Below are 18,394 nucleotides of genomic sequence, written 5' to 3'. Positions count from 1 at the left end.
GGTCGCTATGATTATACTTGAAACAATATGTCTTAATTAATAAATAAACAATTTTATAGCGTATCTCTTAAAATAATGGTAACTTTATGACAAAATAGACTTAGGAGGTATATTATGGCTTATGCGACATTAGCTGGAGGTTGTTTTTGGTGTTTAGTTAAACCATTTACTTCATATCCAGGTATAGAAAGTGTTATTTCTGGGTATAGTGGTGGTCATACTGATAACCCTACTTATGAAAGTGTAAGTACTAACCAAACGGGTCATGTAGAAGCAGTACAAATCACCTATAATCCGGAAATTACTTCCTTCGAAAATATATTAGATGTTTATTTTAAAACATTTGATCCAACAGACAATGGCGGTCAATTTTTTGACCGCGGTGAACATTACGAACCGGCGATTTTTTATCACGATGAAACACAAAAAAAAGCTGCCGAAGCAAAGATACAACAATTAAATGAACAAGCAATATTTGATAATCCTGTTATCACGCCCATTAAACCGTATAAAAACTTTTATCCTGCAGAATCCTATCATCAAGATTATTACAAAAAAAATCCGTTACATTATGAACAGTATCAACGTGGTTCAGGACGCAAAGGTTTTATAGAAAAGCATTGGGGGAAGCAAAATGATTAAAAAGAATAAAAATGATTTAAACGAAATGGAGTACTTAGTTACACAAGAAAATGGTACAGAACCTCCATTTCAAAATGAATATTGGAATCACTTTGATAAAGGTATCTATGTAGACAAAATTTCTGGAAAGCCATTATTCACTTCAGAAGAAAAATTTGAGTCAGATTGCGGTTGGCCAAGTTTTTCAAAAGCGTTAGATAATGAAGAAATTATAGAACTTGTAGATAAAACATTTGGCATGGTAAGAACGGAAGTTCGTTCAGAAGATGCCAATAGTCATTTAGGCCATGTTTTTAATGATGGACCAAAAGAAAGTGGTGGTTTGAGATATTGCATTAACTCTGCTGCAGTACAATTCATACCATTCGACAAGCTAGAAGAACTAGGTTATGCAGATTTAATACCACATTTTGAAAAATAAGGAGCGAACAAGATATGTTTAAAAAATTATTCGGTAAAGGTAAAGAAGTAAATAAAGATAGCGCTATTTATGCACCACTTTCTGGAGAATATGTAAAAATTGAAGATATACCAGACCCAGTATTTGCCCAAAAAATGATGGGTGAAGGTTTCGGTATTAACCCAACAAATGGAGAAGTTGTTTCACCAATCGATGGTAAAGTAGACAATGTCTTCCCAACAAAACATGCTATTGGACTTAAAGCTGATAACGGATTAGAATTACTTGTTCACATTGGTTTAGATACTGTTCAATTAGATGGCCAAGGTTTTGATATCCTTGTCGAAAGTGGCGATACTGTAAATGTTGGAGATCCTCTTCTTAAATTTGACTTAGACTATATTAAGGAACATGCTAAGTCCGTTATTTCTCCAATCATTATTACAAATTCTGATAACACATCTTCAATTTCTGTTTCTGATGTAACTACAGTTACAAAAGGCGAAACTAAAATCGTTGATGTAACAATGAACTAATGAAAGACCATTCATTTTATCAATTTGCACTTACGGCACGAGGCCGTAGTGATGCAAAAGGCGAATTAGCAGAAGAAATTTTTGATGACTTATCTTTCCCAAGACAAGAAAAAGATTTTCATATACTTTCTGAATATATCGAAACTCGAGGAGACTATACAGTTTCATTAGCCGTATTCGATGATTTATATGAAGAATATACAGAGTGGCTAAAATTTTAATACTTAAATAATTGAGGATATATAGTAAAATATATTAAAATATTTAAGTATCATTTACAGGGCTGGGATTAAACTGAATGGTTCAATCCCAGCTAATTTTATTTTATGACAAATGGATAGATTTTATTTTTACATATGTATTGGAAGTGATTAAATGTCAGATCATAAAGACATCAACGAACAAAATATTGATGCCAACGAAGATAAAGATCAACAAGCAAATTCAAAAACTTTTAAATTCAAACGCAGTTATTTCATTTTACTATTATTAGCTACCATACTTATGACAGCAGTAATTACTGTTTTCGCAACAATAGGGATAAGTAATTGGAAAAGTGGCTTAACAAGCAACCAAAGGCATGAAGTACAAAAGATAGAAGAAGTTTATAAAACTTTAAACAATGAATATTACAAAGATACAAATCCTGAAAAACTTTCTTCTGCAGCAATTGACGGTATGGTAAAAGATTTAGATGATCCTTATTCAGACTACATGACAAAGGATGAAACAAAATCATTCAATGAAGATGTTTCTGGTGATTTTGTTGGTATTGGCGCAGAAATGCAAAAAAAAGGTGATAAAATTGAAATTACCAGTCCGATGAAACAATCGCCAGCAGAAAAAGCAGGTATACAACCAAAAGACATCGTTAAAAAAGTTGATGGTAAATCCATAAAGGGTCAACCTTTAGAGGCTATTGTTAAGAAAGTGAGAGGCAAACAAGGTACAGAAGTTACTTTAACTATCGAACGAGCTAATCAAACTCATGATATTACAATAAAACGTGATAAAATCCATGTGAAAAGTGTTGAATATGAAAAACATAAAAATGTAGGTGTCTTTACAATTAATAAATTTCAAAACAGTACTTCTGGCGAATTAAAATCAGCTTTGATTAAAGCACACAAAGATGGTGTACGTAAAGTCGTTCTAGATTTACGTAATAACCCTGGTGGTCTTTTAGATGAAGCTGTGAAAATGGCTAATATTTTCATAGATAAAGGTGAAACTGTAGTTCAACTTGAAAAAGGCAAACACAAAGAAGACATACAAACTTCAAATGATGCTCTAAAAGAAGCAAAAGATATGGACGTATCTATTTTAGTTAATAAAGGATCAGCTAGCGCATCAGAAGTTTTTACTGGTGCTATGAAAGACTATGATAAGGCAAAAGTTTATGGTGCTAAAACATTCGGTAAAGGCATTGTTCAAACAACACACGAATTTGATGATGGCTCTTTATTAAAATTCACTAATATGAAATGGTTAACACCAAAATCTCATTATATCCATGGCAAAGGTATTGAACCTGATACTAAGATAAACGAACCAGCCTATCAATCTTTAAATGTGATCCCTAATGATAAAACTTACCAGTTGGGTGATAATGACAAAAATGTTAAAACAATAAAGGTAGGTTTAACTGCGTTAGGTCATAAAACGTCTAATGAATCCAATGAGTTTGATAGCTCATTAGAAACTGCCATTAAATCATTCCAAAAAGAAAATGACTTAAAAGTGAATGGCACTTTTAATAAAGAAACAAATGAAAAGTTCACACAACAATTAGTAAATAAGGCAAATAAAGAAGACACTGTACTCAATAAACTTTTAAAAATATTAAATTAAAATGAAAGAGGTATAAGTTTCATGATTAGAATTGCTAACAAAAATGATTTGTTAAGTATATTAAATATTGTTGAAGAAGCTAAAGCAACAATGCAACAAGATAACAACAATCAATGGGATGAGCATTACCCATTAGAAGAACATTTCAAGAAAGATATAGAGAAAGAAGCACTCTTTGTACTAGAAGAAAATGATGAAATTTATGCGTTTATTGTTGTCGACCAAGAACAAGCAGAGTGGTATGATAATTTAGAATGGCCTGTTAATCGACAAGGTGCATATGTCATTCATAGACTTGCCGGTTCAGCAAGCTATAAAGGGGCTGCAACACAATTATTTGATTTCGCAGTTAATCTTGCACTTGATCATGATATTCATGTGCTATTGACAGATACTTTTGCACTAAACAAGCGTGCGCAAGGTCTATTTAGTAAGTTTGGATTTGATAAAGTAGGCGAAGTAGAAATTGATTATCATCCTTTTAATAAAGGGGAACCATTTTATGCCTATTATAAAAAATTAGAAGAATAGAGGTAATAATATGACGAAAATCGCATTTACCGGTGGAGGTACAGTTGGCCATGTATCAGTTAATTTAAGTTTAATTCCAACTGCTCTCGAAGAAGGTTACGAAGCTTTTTATATCGGTTCAAAAAATGGTATTGAACGTGAAATGATCGAATCTCAATTACCTTCTATTAAATATCATTCGATATCGAGCGGTAAATTGAGACGATATATATCATGGGATAACATCAAAGACGTTTTCAAAGTTTTAAAAGGTATATTAGACGCAAGAAGTGTATTAAAAAAGGAAAAACCTGATTTATTATTTTCTAAAGGTGGTTTTGTTTCTGTACCAGTAGTTATAGCAGCTAAATCATTAAAGATTCCTACAATTATACATGAATCTGATTTAACACCAGGGCTGGCAAATAAAATTTCGCTCAAGTTTGCTAAAAAGATTTATACTACATTTGAAGATACCCTACAATTTTTACCTAAAGAAAAAGCAGATTTTGTAGGTGCAACTGTTAGGGAAGATCTTAAAACTGGAGATAAAAAGAGAGGTTATCAACTCACAGAGTTCAATGATAATAAAAAGGTACTATTAGTTATGGGTGGTAGTTTAGGAAGTAAAAAGCTTAATAGTATCATTAGAGAAAATCTTGATGCTTTGCAGACTTCTTATCAAATTATTCATTTAACAGGTAAAGGTCTAATCGATGAACAATATACGAACCAAAAAGATTATATTCAATTTGACTTTGTTAAAGATGATTTAACTGATTTACTTGCTATTACTGATACAGTGATTAGTCGCGCTGGTTCAAATGCAATTTATGAATTCTTAGCTCTTCGTATACCGATGCTTTTAATACCACTAGGACTCGATCAATCACGTGGTGATCAAATTGATAACGCCAAGAACTTTGAAGCTAAAGGGTTTGGTAAGACAATCCCTGAAGATGTTTTAACCGAACAAAAATTAATAGATCAATTAAATGATATTGAAACAAATCGTGATACCATAATTAATCAAATGCAGACATATAAAGAAAGTTTCACGCGACAAGATTTATTTAGAAAAATAATTAAAGATGCATTAAGTTAATAAGGAGGTTATGCAATGAGTCGTTGGAAAAGAATTTCCTTACTCATCATTTTCACGTTAATATTTGGCATCATTGCATTCTTCCATGAATCCAGGCTAGGTAAGTGGATTGATAATGAAGTATATGAGTTTATATATTCTTCTGAAAGTTTTATTACTACAACCATTTTCCTTGGGGTTACTAAAATTGGGGAAGTATGGGCAATGGTTTGTTTGTCGCTTTTATTAATAGCATATCTAATGCTAAAGCGCCTGAATATTGAAGCACTATTTTTTGCAATTGCTATGGGATTGTCAAGTACGCTAAACCCATTATTAAAAAATATCTTTGATAGAGAACGTCCAACATTACTTAGACTCATAGATATCTCAGGTTTCAGTTTTCCAAGTGGACATGCAATGGGCTCTGCAGCATTTTTTGGAAGCATCATGTATATTGCCAATCGAACAATGAAAGGAAAATCAAAAGCCTTCATGATTGGTTTATCGGCTTTATTTATAATTATGATTTCAACATCGCGCGTTTACCTTGGTGTCCATTATCCTACCGATATTATTGCAGGCATTATCGGTGGCGCATTCTGTGTAATATTATCAACATTAATATTACGTCACAAATTACAAATTTAATTCCTTTTAATCCAGTGCTCTCCGGGAAGTTCAAACTTTGCGGGAGCATTTTTATATTATCTTAATAAAGTAAAATCTCAAATAAAATGAGAGATTCTCAACATAAAAAGGCAGTTAAATGATAATAAAATCATCTAACTGCCTAATATGTGTCAAAATTTATTATAAAAACCGATTTTACAACGTAAAACCGGTTTTTATATTCACGTTGTCTCGCAACGTTAGTCTTTTACGGGCATATAAAAGGGGATATTTTTGAAAATGATCAATCCAAATAAGAACGAAATATGTGTGGGGGGGAATGTCTTACTTTTGGAATTGACAATCATTTTCAATTACATTATACAATACTGAGAATGATTGTCAATTGAATTTCCGAATTTTTTTAATTTCGTAAGAAAACTCTGTAAACTAGCATCGATCGTGTTAATTCATAATGGCTTTTAATATATAATTATTTTTAGTAATGACTTTCTCCAATTAACTATTTCATATAATATATAACTTGAGGTGCTACTTATGACAAAAATTTTAATAGTGGAAGATGAACAAAATCTAGCTCGTTTTATCGAACTTGAACTCGAGCATGAAAACTATGAGGTCGATATTGAATATGATGGACAACCTGGTTTAAACAAAGCATTAACTAATGATTATGATCTAATCCTTTTAGATTTAATGTTACCAAATATAAATGGCTTAGAAATATGTAGACAAATTCGTCAACAACAAACAACGCCTATTATCATTATTACAGCCAAAAGTGACACGTATGACAAAGTAGCTGGATTGGATTACGGCGCAGATGATTATATTGTAAAACCATTTGATATAGAAGAATTATTAGCTAGAATTCGCGCTATGTTACGACGCCAGCCACAAAAAAATGTGATTGATATTAAGGGTATTATCATTGATAAAGATGCATTTAAGGTAACCGTCGATGGTCATCCTTTAGATTTAACTAAAACAGAGTATGATTTATTATATCTATTAGCAGAGAATAAAAATCACGTATTACAAAGGGAGCAAATTATTACGGATGTATGGGGATATGATACAGAAGTAGAAACAAATGTCGTTGATGTTTACATACGCTATTTAAGAAATAAACTTAAACCCTATGATAAAGATAAATGTATAGAAACTGTTCGTGGCGTTGGGTATGTGATTAGACAATGAAACAGCGCAAATTAAAAACAAAATGGATGATGATTACTACAACCATTACATTTTTAACGATATTTGTATTTAGTCTAATTATTATATTCTTTTTGAGTAGCTCACTCAGACATAACGAATTAAGTGAAGCTAATCGTAGTGCGGATGATATTGTACAATTATTTGAATCAAAAAATATTAATCATATAACACCACTAGATTTAAATGCTTCATTAGGAAATTTTCAAAAAGTGATTCTATTTAATGATGAAGAAAAAAAATTAATCGAAACTTCAAACGATAAATCCATTACTTTCTCACCAGAAGTAGTTCCTAAAGACAGGAATAATATTGTTATTAAAAAACATCAAAACACCGATTATTTAATAATTACGGACCATATAGATTCCCCAAAATTCAAAGGCTATAGTGTTATTGTACATTCATTAGAAGATTATAACGCACTTGTTAATTCTCTTTACTTTATCGCATTAATCTTCGGGGTAATTGCTACGTTTATTACAGCAATTATTAGTTATTTCTTTTCATCACAAATTACAAAACCTTTAATATTAATGTCTAACAAAATGCAACAAATACGTCGAGATGGTTTCCAAGAAAAAGTTGAATTATCTACAAACTACGAAGAAACTGATAACTTAATCGCTACGTTCAATGAAATGATGTTCCAATTAGAAGAATCTTTTAATCAACAAAGGCAGTTCGTTGAAGATGCTTCTCATGAACTTCGAACGCCTTTACAAATTATACAAGGTCATTTGAATTTGATTAATCGATGGGGTAAAAAAGATGCAGCTATTTTAGAAGAATCTTTAGATATCTCGTTAGAAGAAATGTCTAGAATCACAAAATTGGTAGAAGAATTATTATTACTTACAAAAGAAAATAATAACAGTCGAGATGGTAACATTGAGAATGTAGAAATCAATGCAGAAATTACGTCACGAATTAAATCATTGAAGCAGCTTCATGAAGATTATACTTTTGAATTTGATGCATTTCCCAAGCCATTAAATATAAAAATCGACCGCTATCAATTAGAACAAGTTTTGATTATTTTTATTGATAACGCAATGAAATATGATCAAGTTAACAAACATATCCATATTCAGACAAAGTTAAGAAACAAACAAACATCTATAGAAATCACAGATCATGGTGTTGGCATTCCTAAGGAGGATATTGAATTTATCTTTGATAGATTTTATAGAGTAGATAAATCACGTTCACGTAAACTAGGTGGTAATGGATTAGGGCTATCAATCGCCAAAAAGATAATAGAATTAAATCACGGTAAGATTCAAGTAGATAGTGTAGTAGGTCAATATACTACTTTTAAAATTACTTTTTAACAATAATTCTATTAACTTTTAAAAACTATACAGCAACAAACAAAATCACCTACACTCATATTTAAAACTATTTTCAATGTGGGTTAATTCTAATCTATTGTTATGCAAAAATGGACTTGTGACACTTTTCAAGAATACAAAATACACTTACAACGAATTTTTTCACTATTGTATATATTTAATGGAGGTGAGGTATAAATCTTATTATTATAATTAGATTTATATTGCACCTCCTTTTTTCGTATAAGTGAGTTATTGGTACTTTAATTTGTATATATTTAATGCTATTATTGATTTGTAAGCGTTTCAACTATTTTGTGGAGGGTGTAAAATGAGCAACGAAAGTCAGGTTTCCGAGGCACCTGTAAATTTCGGAGCAAATCTTGGATATGTTTTAGATTTATATGATATATATCTAAATGATCCTGGTGCAGTTCCTGAAGATTTGCAAGTCCTTTTTAGTACAATTAAAAACGGTGAAGCAAACATCACAACAAATAATGAAAGTCAGAGCAACATAACTAAAGGGGATAGCACAATCAAACGTGTTATGCGCCTTATCGATAACATTCGTCAATATGGGCATTTGTTGGCAGATATTTATCCAGTTAATAGGCCTGAAAGAGAGAATGTTCCCAAGTTAACAATCGAAGATTTTAATTTGGATAAAGAAACACTTGAATCTATTTCAGCCGGTATTGTTTCTGACCATTTTAAAGACATTTATGATAATGCATACGAAGCAATTGTACGTATGGAAAAACGTTACAAAGGTCCAATTGCCTTTGAATATACCCACATTAATAACAATAGAGAACGTGTGTGGTTAAAGCGTAGAATTGAAACTCCATACAAAGCAACATTAAATGATAATCAAAAAATCGAACTATTTAAAAACTTAGCCCACGTTGAAGGTTTTGAAAAGTATTTACACAAAAACTTTGTTGGAGCTAAACGCTTCTCCATCGAAGGTGTAGATACTCTAGTACCTATGCTACAACAAACATTAAGAATTGCGAGCGACGAAGGCATCCAAAATATCCAAATAGGTATGGCCCATCGTGGTAGATTAAATGTTTTAACACATGTTTTAGAAAAGCCATATGAAATGATGATTTCTGAATTTATGCACACAGATCCGATGAAATTCTTACCTAAAGATGGTAGTTTAGAATTAACATCCGGTTGGTCTGGTGACGTTAAATATCATCTTGGCGGCGTAAAAACAACCCAATCATATGGTACTGAACAAAAAATCTCCTTGGCGAACAATCCAAGTCATTTAGAAATCGTATCACCAGTAGTCCTTGGTAAAACACGTGCTAATCAAGATACAACTGATAAACCAGGCTCAGTAACTACCGAATTCAAAAAATCTATGCCTATATTAATTCATGGTGATGCCGCTTATCCTGGACAAGGTATCAATTTTGAAGCTATGAACTTAGGTAACTTAGATGGTTATTCAACAGGTGGTTCACTTCACATTATTACAAATAACCGTATAGGCTTTACAACCGAACCGCAAGATGGTCGTTCTACAACCTATTCTTCAGATGTTGCAAAAGGATATGACGTTCCAATCATGCATGTAAATGCTGATAATGTCGAGGCAACGATTGAAGCAATTGAAATTGCAATGGCATTTAGAAAAGAATTCCATAAAGATGTGGTTATCGATTTAGTAGGTTATCGTCGCTACGGTCATAATGAAATGGATGAACCATCAATTACAAACCCACTACCATATCATGAAATACGTAAGCATGAGTCAGTTGAAATCTTATACGGAAAACAACTTGTCAGCGAAGATATAATTTCAGAAGATGAAATGAATCATATCATTGACGAAGTTCAAAAAACTTTAAGAGCTGCTCATGACAAAATTGATAAAAACGACAAAATGGACAACCCAGAAATGCAAAGACCTGAAAGTTTAGCAGAACCAATACAAAATGATGATTCGGAGTTAAGCTTTGAACAGTTAAAAGAAATTAATGACGCAATGCTTACTTATCCGTCAAACTTCAATGTATTGAAAAAGCTAAATAAAGTACTAGAAAAACGTAAAGAGCCATTTGAAAGTGAAGATGGATTAGTTGACTGGGCTCAAGCAGAACAATTAGCTTTCGCAACTATCACTCAAAATGGAACACCTATACGTTTAACTGGTCAAGATAGCGAACGTGGTACATTCAGTCACCGTCATGCTGTGTTACATGACCCAGAAACTGGCGAACAATTCGTACCATTACACAATGTGCCTGACCAAAAAGCAACGTTTGAAGTGCGCAACTCACCATTATCAGAAGCTGCTGTTGTAGGTTTTGAATATGGCTATAATGTGCAAAATAAATCATGCATGACTATTTGGGAAGCACAATACGGGGACTTTTCAAATATGGCTCAAATGATTTTTGACAACTTCTTATTTAGTTCACGCGCTAAATGGGGAGAACGTTCAGGACTAACTTTATTCTTGCCTCATTCATTTGAAGGACAAGGTCCAGAACACTCATCTGCACGTTTAGAAAGATTTTTACAATTAGCTGGTGAAAATAATTCAACTATCGTTAATTTATCTAGTTCAAGTAACTACTTCCATTTATTACGTGCGCAAGCGGCTAATCTTGGTACACAATCTATGAGACCATTAGTAGTTATGTCACCAAAAAGTTTATTACGTAATAAGACTGTTGCAGATCCTATCAGTAAATTCACATCCGGTAAATTCGAACCAATTTTACCAGAAGATCACGATAAAGCATCAGTCAAAAAAGTTATTTTAGCATCAGGTAAAATGTTTATTGATTTAAAAGAGTATTTGGCCAAGAATCCAAATGATTCTATTTTAATCGTAGCAGTAGAAAGACTTTATCCTTTCCCTGCTGATGAAATTAATGCATTATTAAACGAATTACCTAATTTAGAAAATGTAGCTTGGGTACAAGAAGAACCTAAGAACCAAGGTGCATGGTCATTCGTTTATCCTTATCTAAAAGAATTAACAACTGATAAATACGATTTAAGTTATCACGGTCGTATCCAACGTTCAGCTCCTGCTGAAGGTGATGGTGAAATTCACAAACTCGTACAAAATATGATAATCGAACAAAGTACAAACATTAACTAGGGGGAAGTTAAGCATGCCAGAGGTAAAAGTTCCAGAATTAGCAGAATCCATAACAGAAGGTACCATTGCAGAATGGTTAAAACAAGTCGGTGATAGCGTAGACAAAGGTGAAGCTATTGTTGAATTAGAAACAGACAAAGTAAACGTAGAAGTTGTTTCAGAAGAAGCAGGCGTGCTTCAAGAGCTATTGGCTGACGAAGGCGACACTGTAGAAGTTGGTCAATCCATTGCAGTTGTTGGAGAAGGAAGCGGTAATAATACTTCTGAGTCACCAGCGAAACAAGAAGATACAAATGAAACTAACAATTCAAATAACGAACAACAATCATCTGAATCATCTGAAAGTAAATCAGATGCGTCAACACAAGATAATGGACAACGAGTAAATGCTACACCATCTGCTCGTAAATACGCCCGTGAAAAAGGTATTGACTTATCTGAAGTATCACCATCTTCTAACGATGTAGTGAGAAAATCTCATGTTGATCAAAGTCAAAAACAATCAAATACGCAACAATCACAACCAGCTGCTAAAGAAGAAACTAAAAAACCAGCGCAACAAAACCCATCAAAACCAGTTATTAGAGAAAAAATGTCTCGTCGTAAGAAAACAGCTGCTAAAAAATTATTAGAAGTATCTAATAATACAGCTATGTTAACCACTTTTAATGAAATCGATATGACAAATGTTATGGACTTACGTAAACGTAAGAAAGAACAATTCATCAAGGACCATGATGGTACGAAACTTGGTTTCATGTCATTCTTTACAAAAGCAGCTGTAGCAGCGTTGAAAAAATATCCAGAAGTAAATGCTGAAATTGATGGCGATGACATGATTACTAAACAATATTATGATATTGGTGTTGCAGTTTCTACAGAAGATGGTTTACTTGTGCCGTTTGTTAGAGATTGTGATAAGAAAAACTTTGCTGAAATTGAAGATGAAATTGGTAACCTAGCTAAAAAAGCGCGTGACAAAAAACTTGGTTTAGACGATATGGTTAACGGATCATTTACAATCACAAATGGTGGTATCTTTGGTTCAATGATGTCTACACCTATCATTAACGGTAGCCAAGCTGCAATTTTAGGTATGCATTCAATTATCACTCGTCCAATTGCTATCGATGCAGATACAATTGAAAACCGTCCAATGATGTACATCGCTCTAAGCTATGATCACAGAATCATTGATGGTAAAGAAGCTGTAGGTTTCTTAAAAACAATCAAAGAATTAATTGAAAATCCAGAAGATTTACTATTAGAATCATAATCCACAACACAAAATAGTTTACTAACCCTAATACAACGGCGTTCAGCGTCGTTGTATTTTTATGCTTACATATAATTTTAAAAATCCATGATCAATATTCTAACTAATTTACATAGACTCCTATATCAAAAAGCTTAGAAAATAAAAAGGGATACCATATAAGCACAATTTTCAAATTCATAGGGATCAAAGTCAGAAATACTAATATTACGTTCAAAAGGCCTTTAAAAAGCAAATTCTAAATATATAACACTTAGGAATTTAAAGCAGACACTTTTGGAATTATAAGACATTCACAATATAAAATTGTTATTATGTAACGTAAGAGATAGGTTTAAAATTATCTGTAAAAAGGAATGATTTTATGACTTTAAAAAACGCTTTGAAGTTCAGTATCATTATGTCATTAGTCATGTGCACAGCATTTTATATTATCCCGCCACCTGAACACATTTTAGGGAAAATAGTTTATTCATTAATTACTACATGCATAGGTGTATTACTAGTTTATTTTATAATAGGCAAAGAAAACATGAAAAAAAGATAATACTGAAAGTTCATAAACATATTCTAAATCTAATATTTTATTATCTTTGTGTAATAGTCAGCTCCATAGGGAAGCACACGAGCCCAAAAATAAAAGATAAGGAGACGCTCAACGAAAACATGTACAAAAAACGGGCGATAAAGTTAGAGGCAGTGACAATTAAATTGTCACTGCCTTAATGATGATAATGTAAGCAGCTGACTTATAGCCGGACCGCACAGTTCAGTTAAATCAAATATTTTTTGTTCCAATAAATTAAAGAAATAAAGGATTTAATAAATAAAAAATCGCAATGATTAACAACATACATCCAACTATTTTATTTTGCTTTTTAAAATAAATATAACTAAGTATAAATAAATTTACTGATAAAATAAACGTCGATACACCCTTACTAACATATATAAAATTAAAGACTATTAAAACATTAAGGAAGATTAATATTAAAGACACAGACAATAATACTTTTTCAATTTTATTAAACTTTTGCTGCATTTAAAAACCCCTTATTGTTAAAAAGTTTATCCCGAATCAAACATATTTAATGAGAATTAATATCCTCTAATAGTAATTCATTACAACAGTAAGATAACAAAAAGGTTTGAATTTGTTAATAAATTACACACCAAATTCATAACTAAATAGCTATAACAATATAGCTATTTAGTTATGTTGATGTTACTCTGTATAGGTTAATAAATTGTATTTAGCGCTTAGAAATGAAAAGTCAGATAATCATAAGCATTATTTGCTTTATATAAGAATAATATCGTAGGTATTAATATCAAACTATATTAATCAATACATATCTCTATAAGAAAATTGTATTGCGCATTGAATTGCAAAAACAGGAAAGTAGGGATAAAACGATGTATCATCATAAAACAAAATATATAACAATTTTAGAGCTTGACCTCACACTAATTTTCAAACCAAGCTCTGCTATAACGAATCATCCAATGAAACGAGGTTTGTGCCACTATGACAATATTAGCAATTAGTATTTTTGTTATTACTTTAATTTTTGTTATTTGGCAACCAAGAGGCTTAGATATAGGCATATCCGCATCTATTGGTGCAATTTTAGCAATAGTAACAGGTGTCGTTAGCTATGCTGATGTATTAGCAGTTACAGGAATCGTTTGGAATGCAACCTTAACATTCGTTGCGATTATATTAATTTCACTAATTCTAGATGAAATAGGCTTCTTTGAGTGGTCTGCTATACACATGGTTAAAGCTTCTCATGGGAATGGCTTAAAAATGTTCATCTATATCATTTAGGCTCAATAGTCGCAGCATTTTTCGCGAATGATGGTGCTGCGCTTATCTTAACTCCTATAGTTCTCGCTATGGTGCGTCATTTAGGTTTTAACAAGAAAGTAATTTTCCCATTCGTTATTGCAAGTGGCTTCATTGCTGATACAACCTCTTTGCCACTGGTTGTGAGTAATTTGGTCAATATCGTTTCTGCTGACTATTTTAATATCGGGTTCTTAGAGTATTTTTTAAGAATGTTTATCCCAAATATTTTCTCATTAGTGGCTAGTATAGCGGTACTATGGCTATATTTTAAAACTTCTATACCAAGTAAATTTAATTCTGATAATATAAAAGAACCATATACAGCGATTAAGGACCAACGTCTTTTCAAACTTTCATGGATTGTTCTTGCTATTTTAGTTATAGGCTATTTAATTAGCGAATTTATTGCCATTCCAGTATCCGTTATTGCTGGTCTTATAGCATTAATATTTGTTATTCTTGCTCAAAAATCAAGAGCAGTACACACGAAAAAAGTAATAAAAGAGGCCCCTTGGAATATCGTCATATTCTCTATAGGCATGTATCTTGTTGTCTACGGCCTTAAAAATGTTGGCATCACATTAATACTCGCTGATATTTTGACGCACATTTCAAATTACGGCTTGTTTGGTAGTATTATGGGAATGGGCTTTATTGCTGCGATATTATCTTCGATTATGAATAATTTGCCTACCGTTTTAATAGACGCAATCGCTATCGGTCAATCTAGTGCTACCGATATAATCCAAGAAGGTATGATTTACGCCAATGTCGTAGGGTCAGATTTAGGACCTAAAATAACACCAATTGGGTCTTTGGCTACATTATTGTGGCTGCATGTGCTCACAAACAAAGGCGTAAAAATATCATGGGGTACTTACTTTAAAACAGGTATTATAATTACTTTACCTGTACTTTTCTTTACGCTTCTAGGTTTGTACCTAACATACCTTATCTTTTAATTAACTTTCGCAATATTATTCTAATATCTTTCTTTATTTTTTAGTGTAAAATAGGCAATGACGTGCTCTGACTCCAACGGGAGGCGCACTAGCCGAACACTACATGCTATGTCAGTGCTCACGGAAAACAAACGTGCACAAAAACTGTCGACAGCTTCACTATACACTATGTGTATGGTTATTAATTTTTTAGTCTAAAAAAGTGCCTACACGTAAAATTGTGTAGGCACTTTTTGATTTAATAATGAATGATCATGTTCAGCCTCAACATTGAATCATGCTCGTTTAAATATTTATGAAACGTATTCCCATTAAACTTTATTGATTCATCTGTTTTCACAACAACTCGTTCGTCACCGAATACAAGCGTCAATGTGCCATCAAATACAGTAATGTATTCATTTGCACTAGAGCCACGTGGTTCTCCATTCATGGCACCTCCAGGTTCTATTACAACCATATGACTTTCAAATTTTTTTGCAATATCAAATTTGAAGTAAGGATATACGTTATATTTATGCTCAGATGACGATAAAGGTTGTATATCTTGTATCGTAATTTTTTTAACAAACTCTTCATTGTCTTGTGTCAATTCCGCAAAAGACACCTTTAAACCGTTAGCAATTTTCCACAATGTAGTAATGGATGGTATCGATTCTTTGCGTTCAATTTGTCCTAACATCGTTTTACTTACTTCTGTAAGAACTGATAAATACTCTAATGAATAACCATTTTGCTTTCTATATAATTTTAGATTTTCTGCAATAACATCATTAATTTCTTTCATCTAATAACACCTCATAACACAATATAACGTACAAAAAGAACAATATAAAGTTTTACGTTATAACGTATTAAATTACGTTATAACGTAATTTAGGATAGGGTGGGGGAAGTAGATTGTGCATAAACCCCTTTATAGCAGTATTTATAAAAATCATCCATGAACACATCCACGCTAACAACATTATATTTTATGAATAGTTTATATTGATAATAAGGTCAACTATATTTGTAAAGCAAACCTATCACTATATTTAATTAACCATTAGTTAAATGTTGTTGATAATAATTTTTAGGACTACATCCGTATATTGTTTTAAAACGTCTATAAAAATTCGAATAATCACTAAACCCACATAAAACGGCTACTTGTTGAGGGCTTTCTCCTTTTTTTAACATTCTTTGTGCGTTTTGTAGTCTTATTTGTAATAAATAGCGGTAAGGAGGATATCCTACTATTCGTGTAAAGTGCTGTGTTATTTTATATCGACTAACATAGAATTTCTTTTCCAAATCTTCTAAAGATATCTGATCAGCATAGTGTAACTCCATATAATCTAAAACTTGTCTAACTAACTGCATATGTGGATCGTCATCCATCTTTACTTCAGCATTTTCTATAGAAACTCTGTTGAGCAATACGAAAAATTGGGTCAACATAGATTCTTCAGCTAGTTTCTTGCCATAGTTATTATTTTCTTGCTCATTTAAAAGGCCTTGTAGTAAATAATAAAGCTCACGTTTTTGTACTTCTGTTAACTGTAGCGAATGCTTAAAGTTAGGCGATTTGGTATCAAAACATTGCATTAAATTACATTCAGGAGTGGAAAGTGACTCTAATAACTGCGCATCGAACCTTAGACCAATTCTTTCAGCATGTCCATCCATCTGTTCATTTAACTGATGAAATTCATACGGTGTAATTACCAACATAGAACCCACATCTAATTGAAATTGCTGTCCCTCAATCGTGTACAGCATATTTCCAGAAAGTGAAAAGAAAATTTCATAATGATCATGATAATGTAGCTCATTACCAAAATGGCCATCACTAATTTTATGCCATACAGCATATTGTCCCTCAAATGGTAGTGAAATAGTATCAAATTTTAGTTTAAATGTTTCATCGTCTAACATTGATAAACCTCCCGCTCAAAATACAATCTTTTTATCTTTTTTTACAATGTTTAAAATTTTCTAATAACTTATACTCACATTATAACACTTAAAGTTTATTATTATGAAAGGATGATTTATATGGCCAAACCACAAATTGGAGTACAGATGATGATGCTAAAGCAAAAAGTGGAAGAAGATGGAATCTACAATGTATTAAGCACTATTCACGATCTTGGGTACCAAGCTGTAGAAGTCTCACAAATTGAAATGACGTCTCATAACATTTCTGAAATGCAAAAAGCCATCAAAGATTTCGATATGAATATTGCTGCTATGTCATGTGGAGTAGAAGATATTTCCCCTGATCAAAAGTATCCTGGAGATACTTTACAAAACGATTTTGAAAAAATTGTTGCAGATTGTAAAGCAGTTGACTGCAATATATTAAGAATTGGTATGTTGCCGATGAATTACATGGGCTCAAAGGACCGTATACTAAACTTTGCAAAAATTTGCGATGATTATGCACAACGATTAAAAGCAGAGGGCATTGAATTATATTATCACGCACACAATCTTGAATTTGTTCGCTATGACGGGCAATTCATGCTTGATTTAATGCGTGATAATACAGAGAATCTAGGATTCGAATTAGATGTACACTGGATATGGAGAGCTGGTCTTAACCCTATAGACGTTATACCAAATTACGCGCAACGAATTCGTGCAATCCATTTAAAAGATTTTCGCGTAGGCGAAATAGACATGGATCAATATCCTGGTGAAGGTCATGAAAAGATATACTATATGCTACATATGATTACGCAATTTGCAGAACTAGGTGAAGGCACCTTACCTTTAAAAGATATTATTGAAGTTGGGTTAGAAAGCGGTAGTGAATACTTTTTCGTTGAACAAGATGAATTGTATGGTGCTGATCCTTATGATTGCTTAGTTACAAGTCGAGATCATTTATTAGAACTAGGTTATAAACATTGGTTTTAAAAGCTGATTACAATTATAGGCAAAGGATATTGCATAAATTCACGACCAATAAAATG

General features: G+C 32.2%; 15 protein-coding genes and 1 pseudogene. 14 read left to right on the top strand and 2 right to left on the bottom strand.

Annotated features, from left to right (window positions below; all coding sequences use genetic code 11):
* Nucleotides 1–114: 114 nt before the first annotated feature.
* From msrA to arsB, 13 genes and pseudogenes are all read left to right on the top strand, one after another.
* The gene (gene msrA, locus D9V42_RS09530; RefSeq protein WP_107531275.1) at nucleotides 115–642 is read left to right on the top strand and encodes a peptide-methionine (S)-S-oxide reductase MsrA; all 528 of its coding nucleotides are present in this window, start codon (nucleotides 115–117) and stop codon (nucleotides 640–642) included.
* Nucleotides 635–1,063, top strand: coding sequence for a peptide-methionine (R)-S-oxide reductase MsrB (gene msrB / locus D9V42_RS09525; protein WP_017724473.1), 429 nt, complete (start codon nucleotides 635–637; stop codon nucleotides 1,061–1,063). The genes msrA and msrB overlap by 8 nt, the downstream gene beginning before the upstream one ends.
* A gap of 14 nt (nucleotides 1,064–1,077) precedes the next feature.
* Nucleotides 1,078–1,578, top strand: coding sequence for a PTS sugar transporter subunit IIA (locus tag D9V42_RS09520; protein WP_017724472.1), 501 nt, complete (start codon nucleotides 1,078–1,080; stop codon nucleotides 1,576–1,578).
* Nucleotides 1,578–1,799, top strand: a complete 222-nt coding sequence (locus D9V42_RS09515) for a YozE family protein (RefSeq protein ID WP_017724471.1) — start codon at nucleotides 1,578–1,580, stop codon at nucleotides 1,797–1,799. The genes D9V42_RS09520 and D9V42_RS09515 overlap by 1 nt, the downstream gene beginning before the upstream one ends.
* Before the next feature lie 154 nt (nucleotides 1,800–1,953).
* Nucleotides 1,954–3,429: a S41 family peptidase gene (locus D9V42_RS09510; RefSeq protein ID WP_107556072.1), complete on the top strand. Its 1,476-nt coding sequence runs from the start codon at nucleotides 1,954–1,956 to the stop codon at nucleotides 3,427–3,429.
* Nucleotides 3,430–3,450: 21 nt separating this feature from the next.
* Nucleotides 3,451–3,960 (top strand): GNAT family N-acetyltransferase, encoded by a 510-nt coding sequence (locus tag D9V42_RS09505; protein WP_107556071.1) that lies wholly within the window; start codon nucleotides 3,451–3,453, stop codon nucleotides 3,958–3,960.
* Between the two features lie 10 nt (nucleotides 3,961–3,970).
* Entirely contained in the window at nucleotides 3,971–5,044 is a 1,074-nt protein-coding gene (locus D9V42_RS09500) for an undecaprenyldiphospho-muramoylpentapeptide beta-N-acetylglucosaminyltransferase (RefSeq protein WP_122064695.1), read from the top strand.
* A 15-nt stretch (nucleotides 5,045–5,059) separates the two neighbouring features.
* Nucleotides 5,060–5,674: a phosphatase PAP2 family protein gene (locus D9V42_RS09495; RefSeq protein WP_122064693.1), complete on the top strand. Its 615-nt coding sequence runs from the start codon at nucleotides 5,060–5,062 to the stop codon at nucleotides 5,672–5,674.
* A 519-nt stretch (nucleotides 5,675–6,193) separates the two neighbouring features.
* The gene (locus D9V42_RS09490) at nucleotides 6,194–6,856 is read left to right on the top strand and encodes a response regulator transcription factor (protein WP_122064691.1); all 663 of its coding nucleotides are present in this window, start codon (nucleotides 6,194–6,196) and stop codon (nucleotides 6,854–6,856) included.
* The gene (locus tag D9V42_RS09485) at nucleotides 6,853–8,208 is read left to right on the top strand and encodes a HAMP domain-containing sensor histidine kinase (RefSeq protein ID WP_122064689.1); all 1,356 of its coding nucleotides are present in this window, start codon (nucleotides 6,853–6,855) and stop codon (nucleotides 8,206–8,208) included. Before D9V42_RS09490 ends, D9V42_RS09485 begins: the two co-directional genes overlap by 4 nt.
* A gap of 331 nt (nucleotides 8,209–8,539) precedes the next feature.
* Nucleotides 8,540–11,341, top strand: a complete 2,802-nt coding sequence (locus D9V42_RS09480) for a 2-oxoglutarate dehydrogenase E1 component (RefSeq protein WP_122064688.1) — start codon at nucleotides 8,540–8,542, stop codon at nucleotides 11,339–11,341.
* A gap of 13 nt (nucleotides 11,342–11,354) precedes the next feature.
* A complete protein-coding gene (gene sucB, locus D9V42_RS09475; protein ID WP_107555905.1) occupies nucleotides 11,355–12,617 on the top strand; it encodes a dihydrolipoyllysine-residue succinyltransferase in 1,263 nt (420 codons plus the stop codon).
* 1,528 nt (nucleotides 12,618–14,145) lie between these two features.
* Nucleotides 14,146–15,431: pseudogene (gene arsB, locus D9V42_RS09465) on the top strand (arsenite efflux transporter membrane subunit ArsB).
* Nucleotides 15,432–15,669: 238 nt separating this feature from the next.
* Here the strand turns inward: arsB and D9V42_RS09460 are convergent.
* Nucleotides 15,670–16,218 carry an XRE family transcriptional regulator gene (locus D9V42_RS09460; RefSeq protein ID WP_107555909.1) on the bottom strand — a complete coding sequence of 183 codons (549 nt, stop codon included), beginning with the start codon at nucleotides 16,216–16,218 and terminating at the stop codon, nucleotides 15,670–15,672.
* A gap of 254 nt (nucleotides 16,219–16,472) precedes the next feature.
* Nucleotides 16,473–17,351: an AraC family transcriptional regulator gene (locus D9V42_RS09455; RefSeq protein WP_107555910.1), complete on the bottom strand. Its 879-nt coding sequence runs from the start codon at nucleotides 17,349–17,351 to the stop codon at nucleotides 16,473–16,475.
* Nucleotides 17,352–17,471: 120 nt separating this feature from the next.
* Between D9V42_RS09455 and D9V42_RS09450 the strand changes: the two genes are divergently transcribed.
* A complete protein-coding gene (locus D9V42_RS09450; RefSeq protein ID WP_122064686.1) occupies nucleotides 17,472–18,338 on the top strand; it encodes a sugar phosphate isomerase/epimerase family protein in 867 nt (288 codons plus the stop codon).
* Nucleotides 18,339–18,394 lie beyond the last annotated feature (56 nt).

The organism is Staphylococcus pseudoxylosus (assembly GCF_003697915.1).
GTDB classification, from domain to species: domain Bacteria; phylum Bacillota; class Bacilli; order Staphylococcales; family Staphylococcaceae; genus Staphylococcus; species Staphylococcus pseudoxylosus.
Note: the sequence above shows the minus strand (reverse complement) of the source record. Positions and strands in the feature narration are given on the sequence as shown.

Excerpts from the sequence above, each read along its gene's own strand:
- sucB (WP_107555905.1), top strand. The coding sequence starts at position 11,355 with ATGCCAGAGGTAAAAGTTCCAGAATTAGCAGAATCCATAACAGAAGGT.
- D9V42_RS09455 (WP_107555910.1), bottom strand. The coding sequence starts at position 17,351 with ATGTTAGACGATGAAACATTTAAACTAAAATTTGATACTATTTCACTA.
- D9V42_RS09480 (WP_122064688.1), top strand. The coding sequence starts at position 8,540 with ATGAGCAACGAAAGTCAGGTTTCCGAGGCACCTGTAAATTTCGGAGCA.
- D9V42_RS09510 (WP_107556072.1), top strand. The coding sequence starts at position 1,954 with ATGTCAGATCATAAAGACATCAACGAACAAAATATTGATGCCAACGAA.
- D9V42_RS09500 (WP_122064695.1), top strand. The coding sequence starts at position 3,971 with ATGACGAAAATCGCATTTACCGGTGGAGGTACAGTTGGCCATGTATCA.
- D9V42_RS09520 (WP_017724472.1), top strand. The coding sequence starts at position 1,078 with ATGTTTAAAAAATTATTCGGTAAAGGTAAAGAAGTAAATAAAGATAGC.
- D9V42_RS09490 (WP_122064691.1), top strand. The coding sequence starts at position 6,194 with ATGACAAAAATTTTAATAGTGGAAGATGAACAAAATCTAGCTCGTTTT.
- msrA (WP_107531275.1), top strand. The coding sequence starts at position 115 with ATGGCTTATGCGACATTAGCTGGAGGTTGTTTTTGGTGTTTAGTTAAA.
- D9V42_RS09505 (WP_107556071.1), top strand. The coding sequence starts at position 3,451 with ATGATTAGAATTGCTAACAAAAATGATTTGTTAAGTATATTAAATATT.
- D9V42_RS09495 (WP_122064693.1), top strand. The coding sequence starts at position 5,060 with ATGAGTCGTTGGAAAAGAATTTCCTTACTCATCATTTTCACGTTAATA.
- D9V42_RS09515 (WP_017724471.1), top strand. The coding sequence starts at position 1,578 with ATGAAAGACCATTCATTTTATCAATTTGCACTTACGGCACGAGGCCGT.
- D9V42_RS09460 (WP_107555909.1), bottom strand. The coding sequence starts at position 16,218 with ATGAAAGAAATTAATGATGTTATTGCAGAAAATCTAAAATTATATAGA.
- D9V42_RS09450 (WP_122064686.1), top strand. The coding sequence starts at position 17,472 with ATGGCCAAACCACAAATTGGAGTACAGATGATGATGCTAAAGCAAAAA.
- msrB (WP_017724473.1), top strand. The coding sequence starts at position 635 with ATGATTAAAAAGAATAAAAATGATTTAAACGAAATGGAGTACTTAGTT.
- D9V42_RS09485 (WP_122064689.1), top strand. The coding sequence starts at position 6,853 with ATGAAACAGCGCAAATTAAAAACAAAATGGATGATGATTACTACAACC.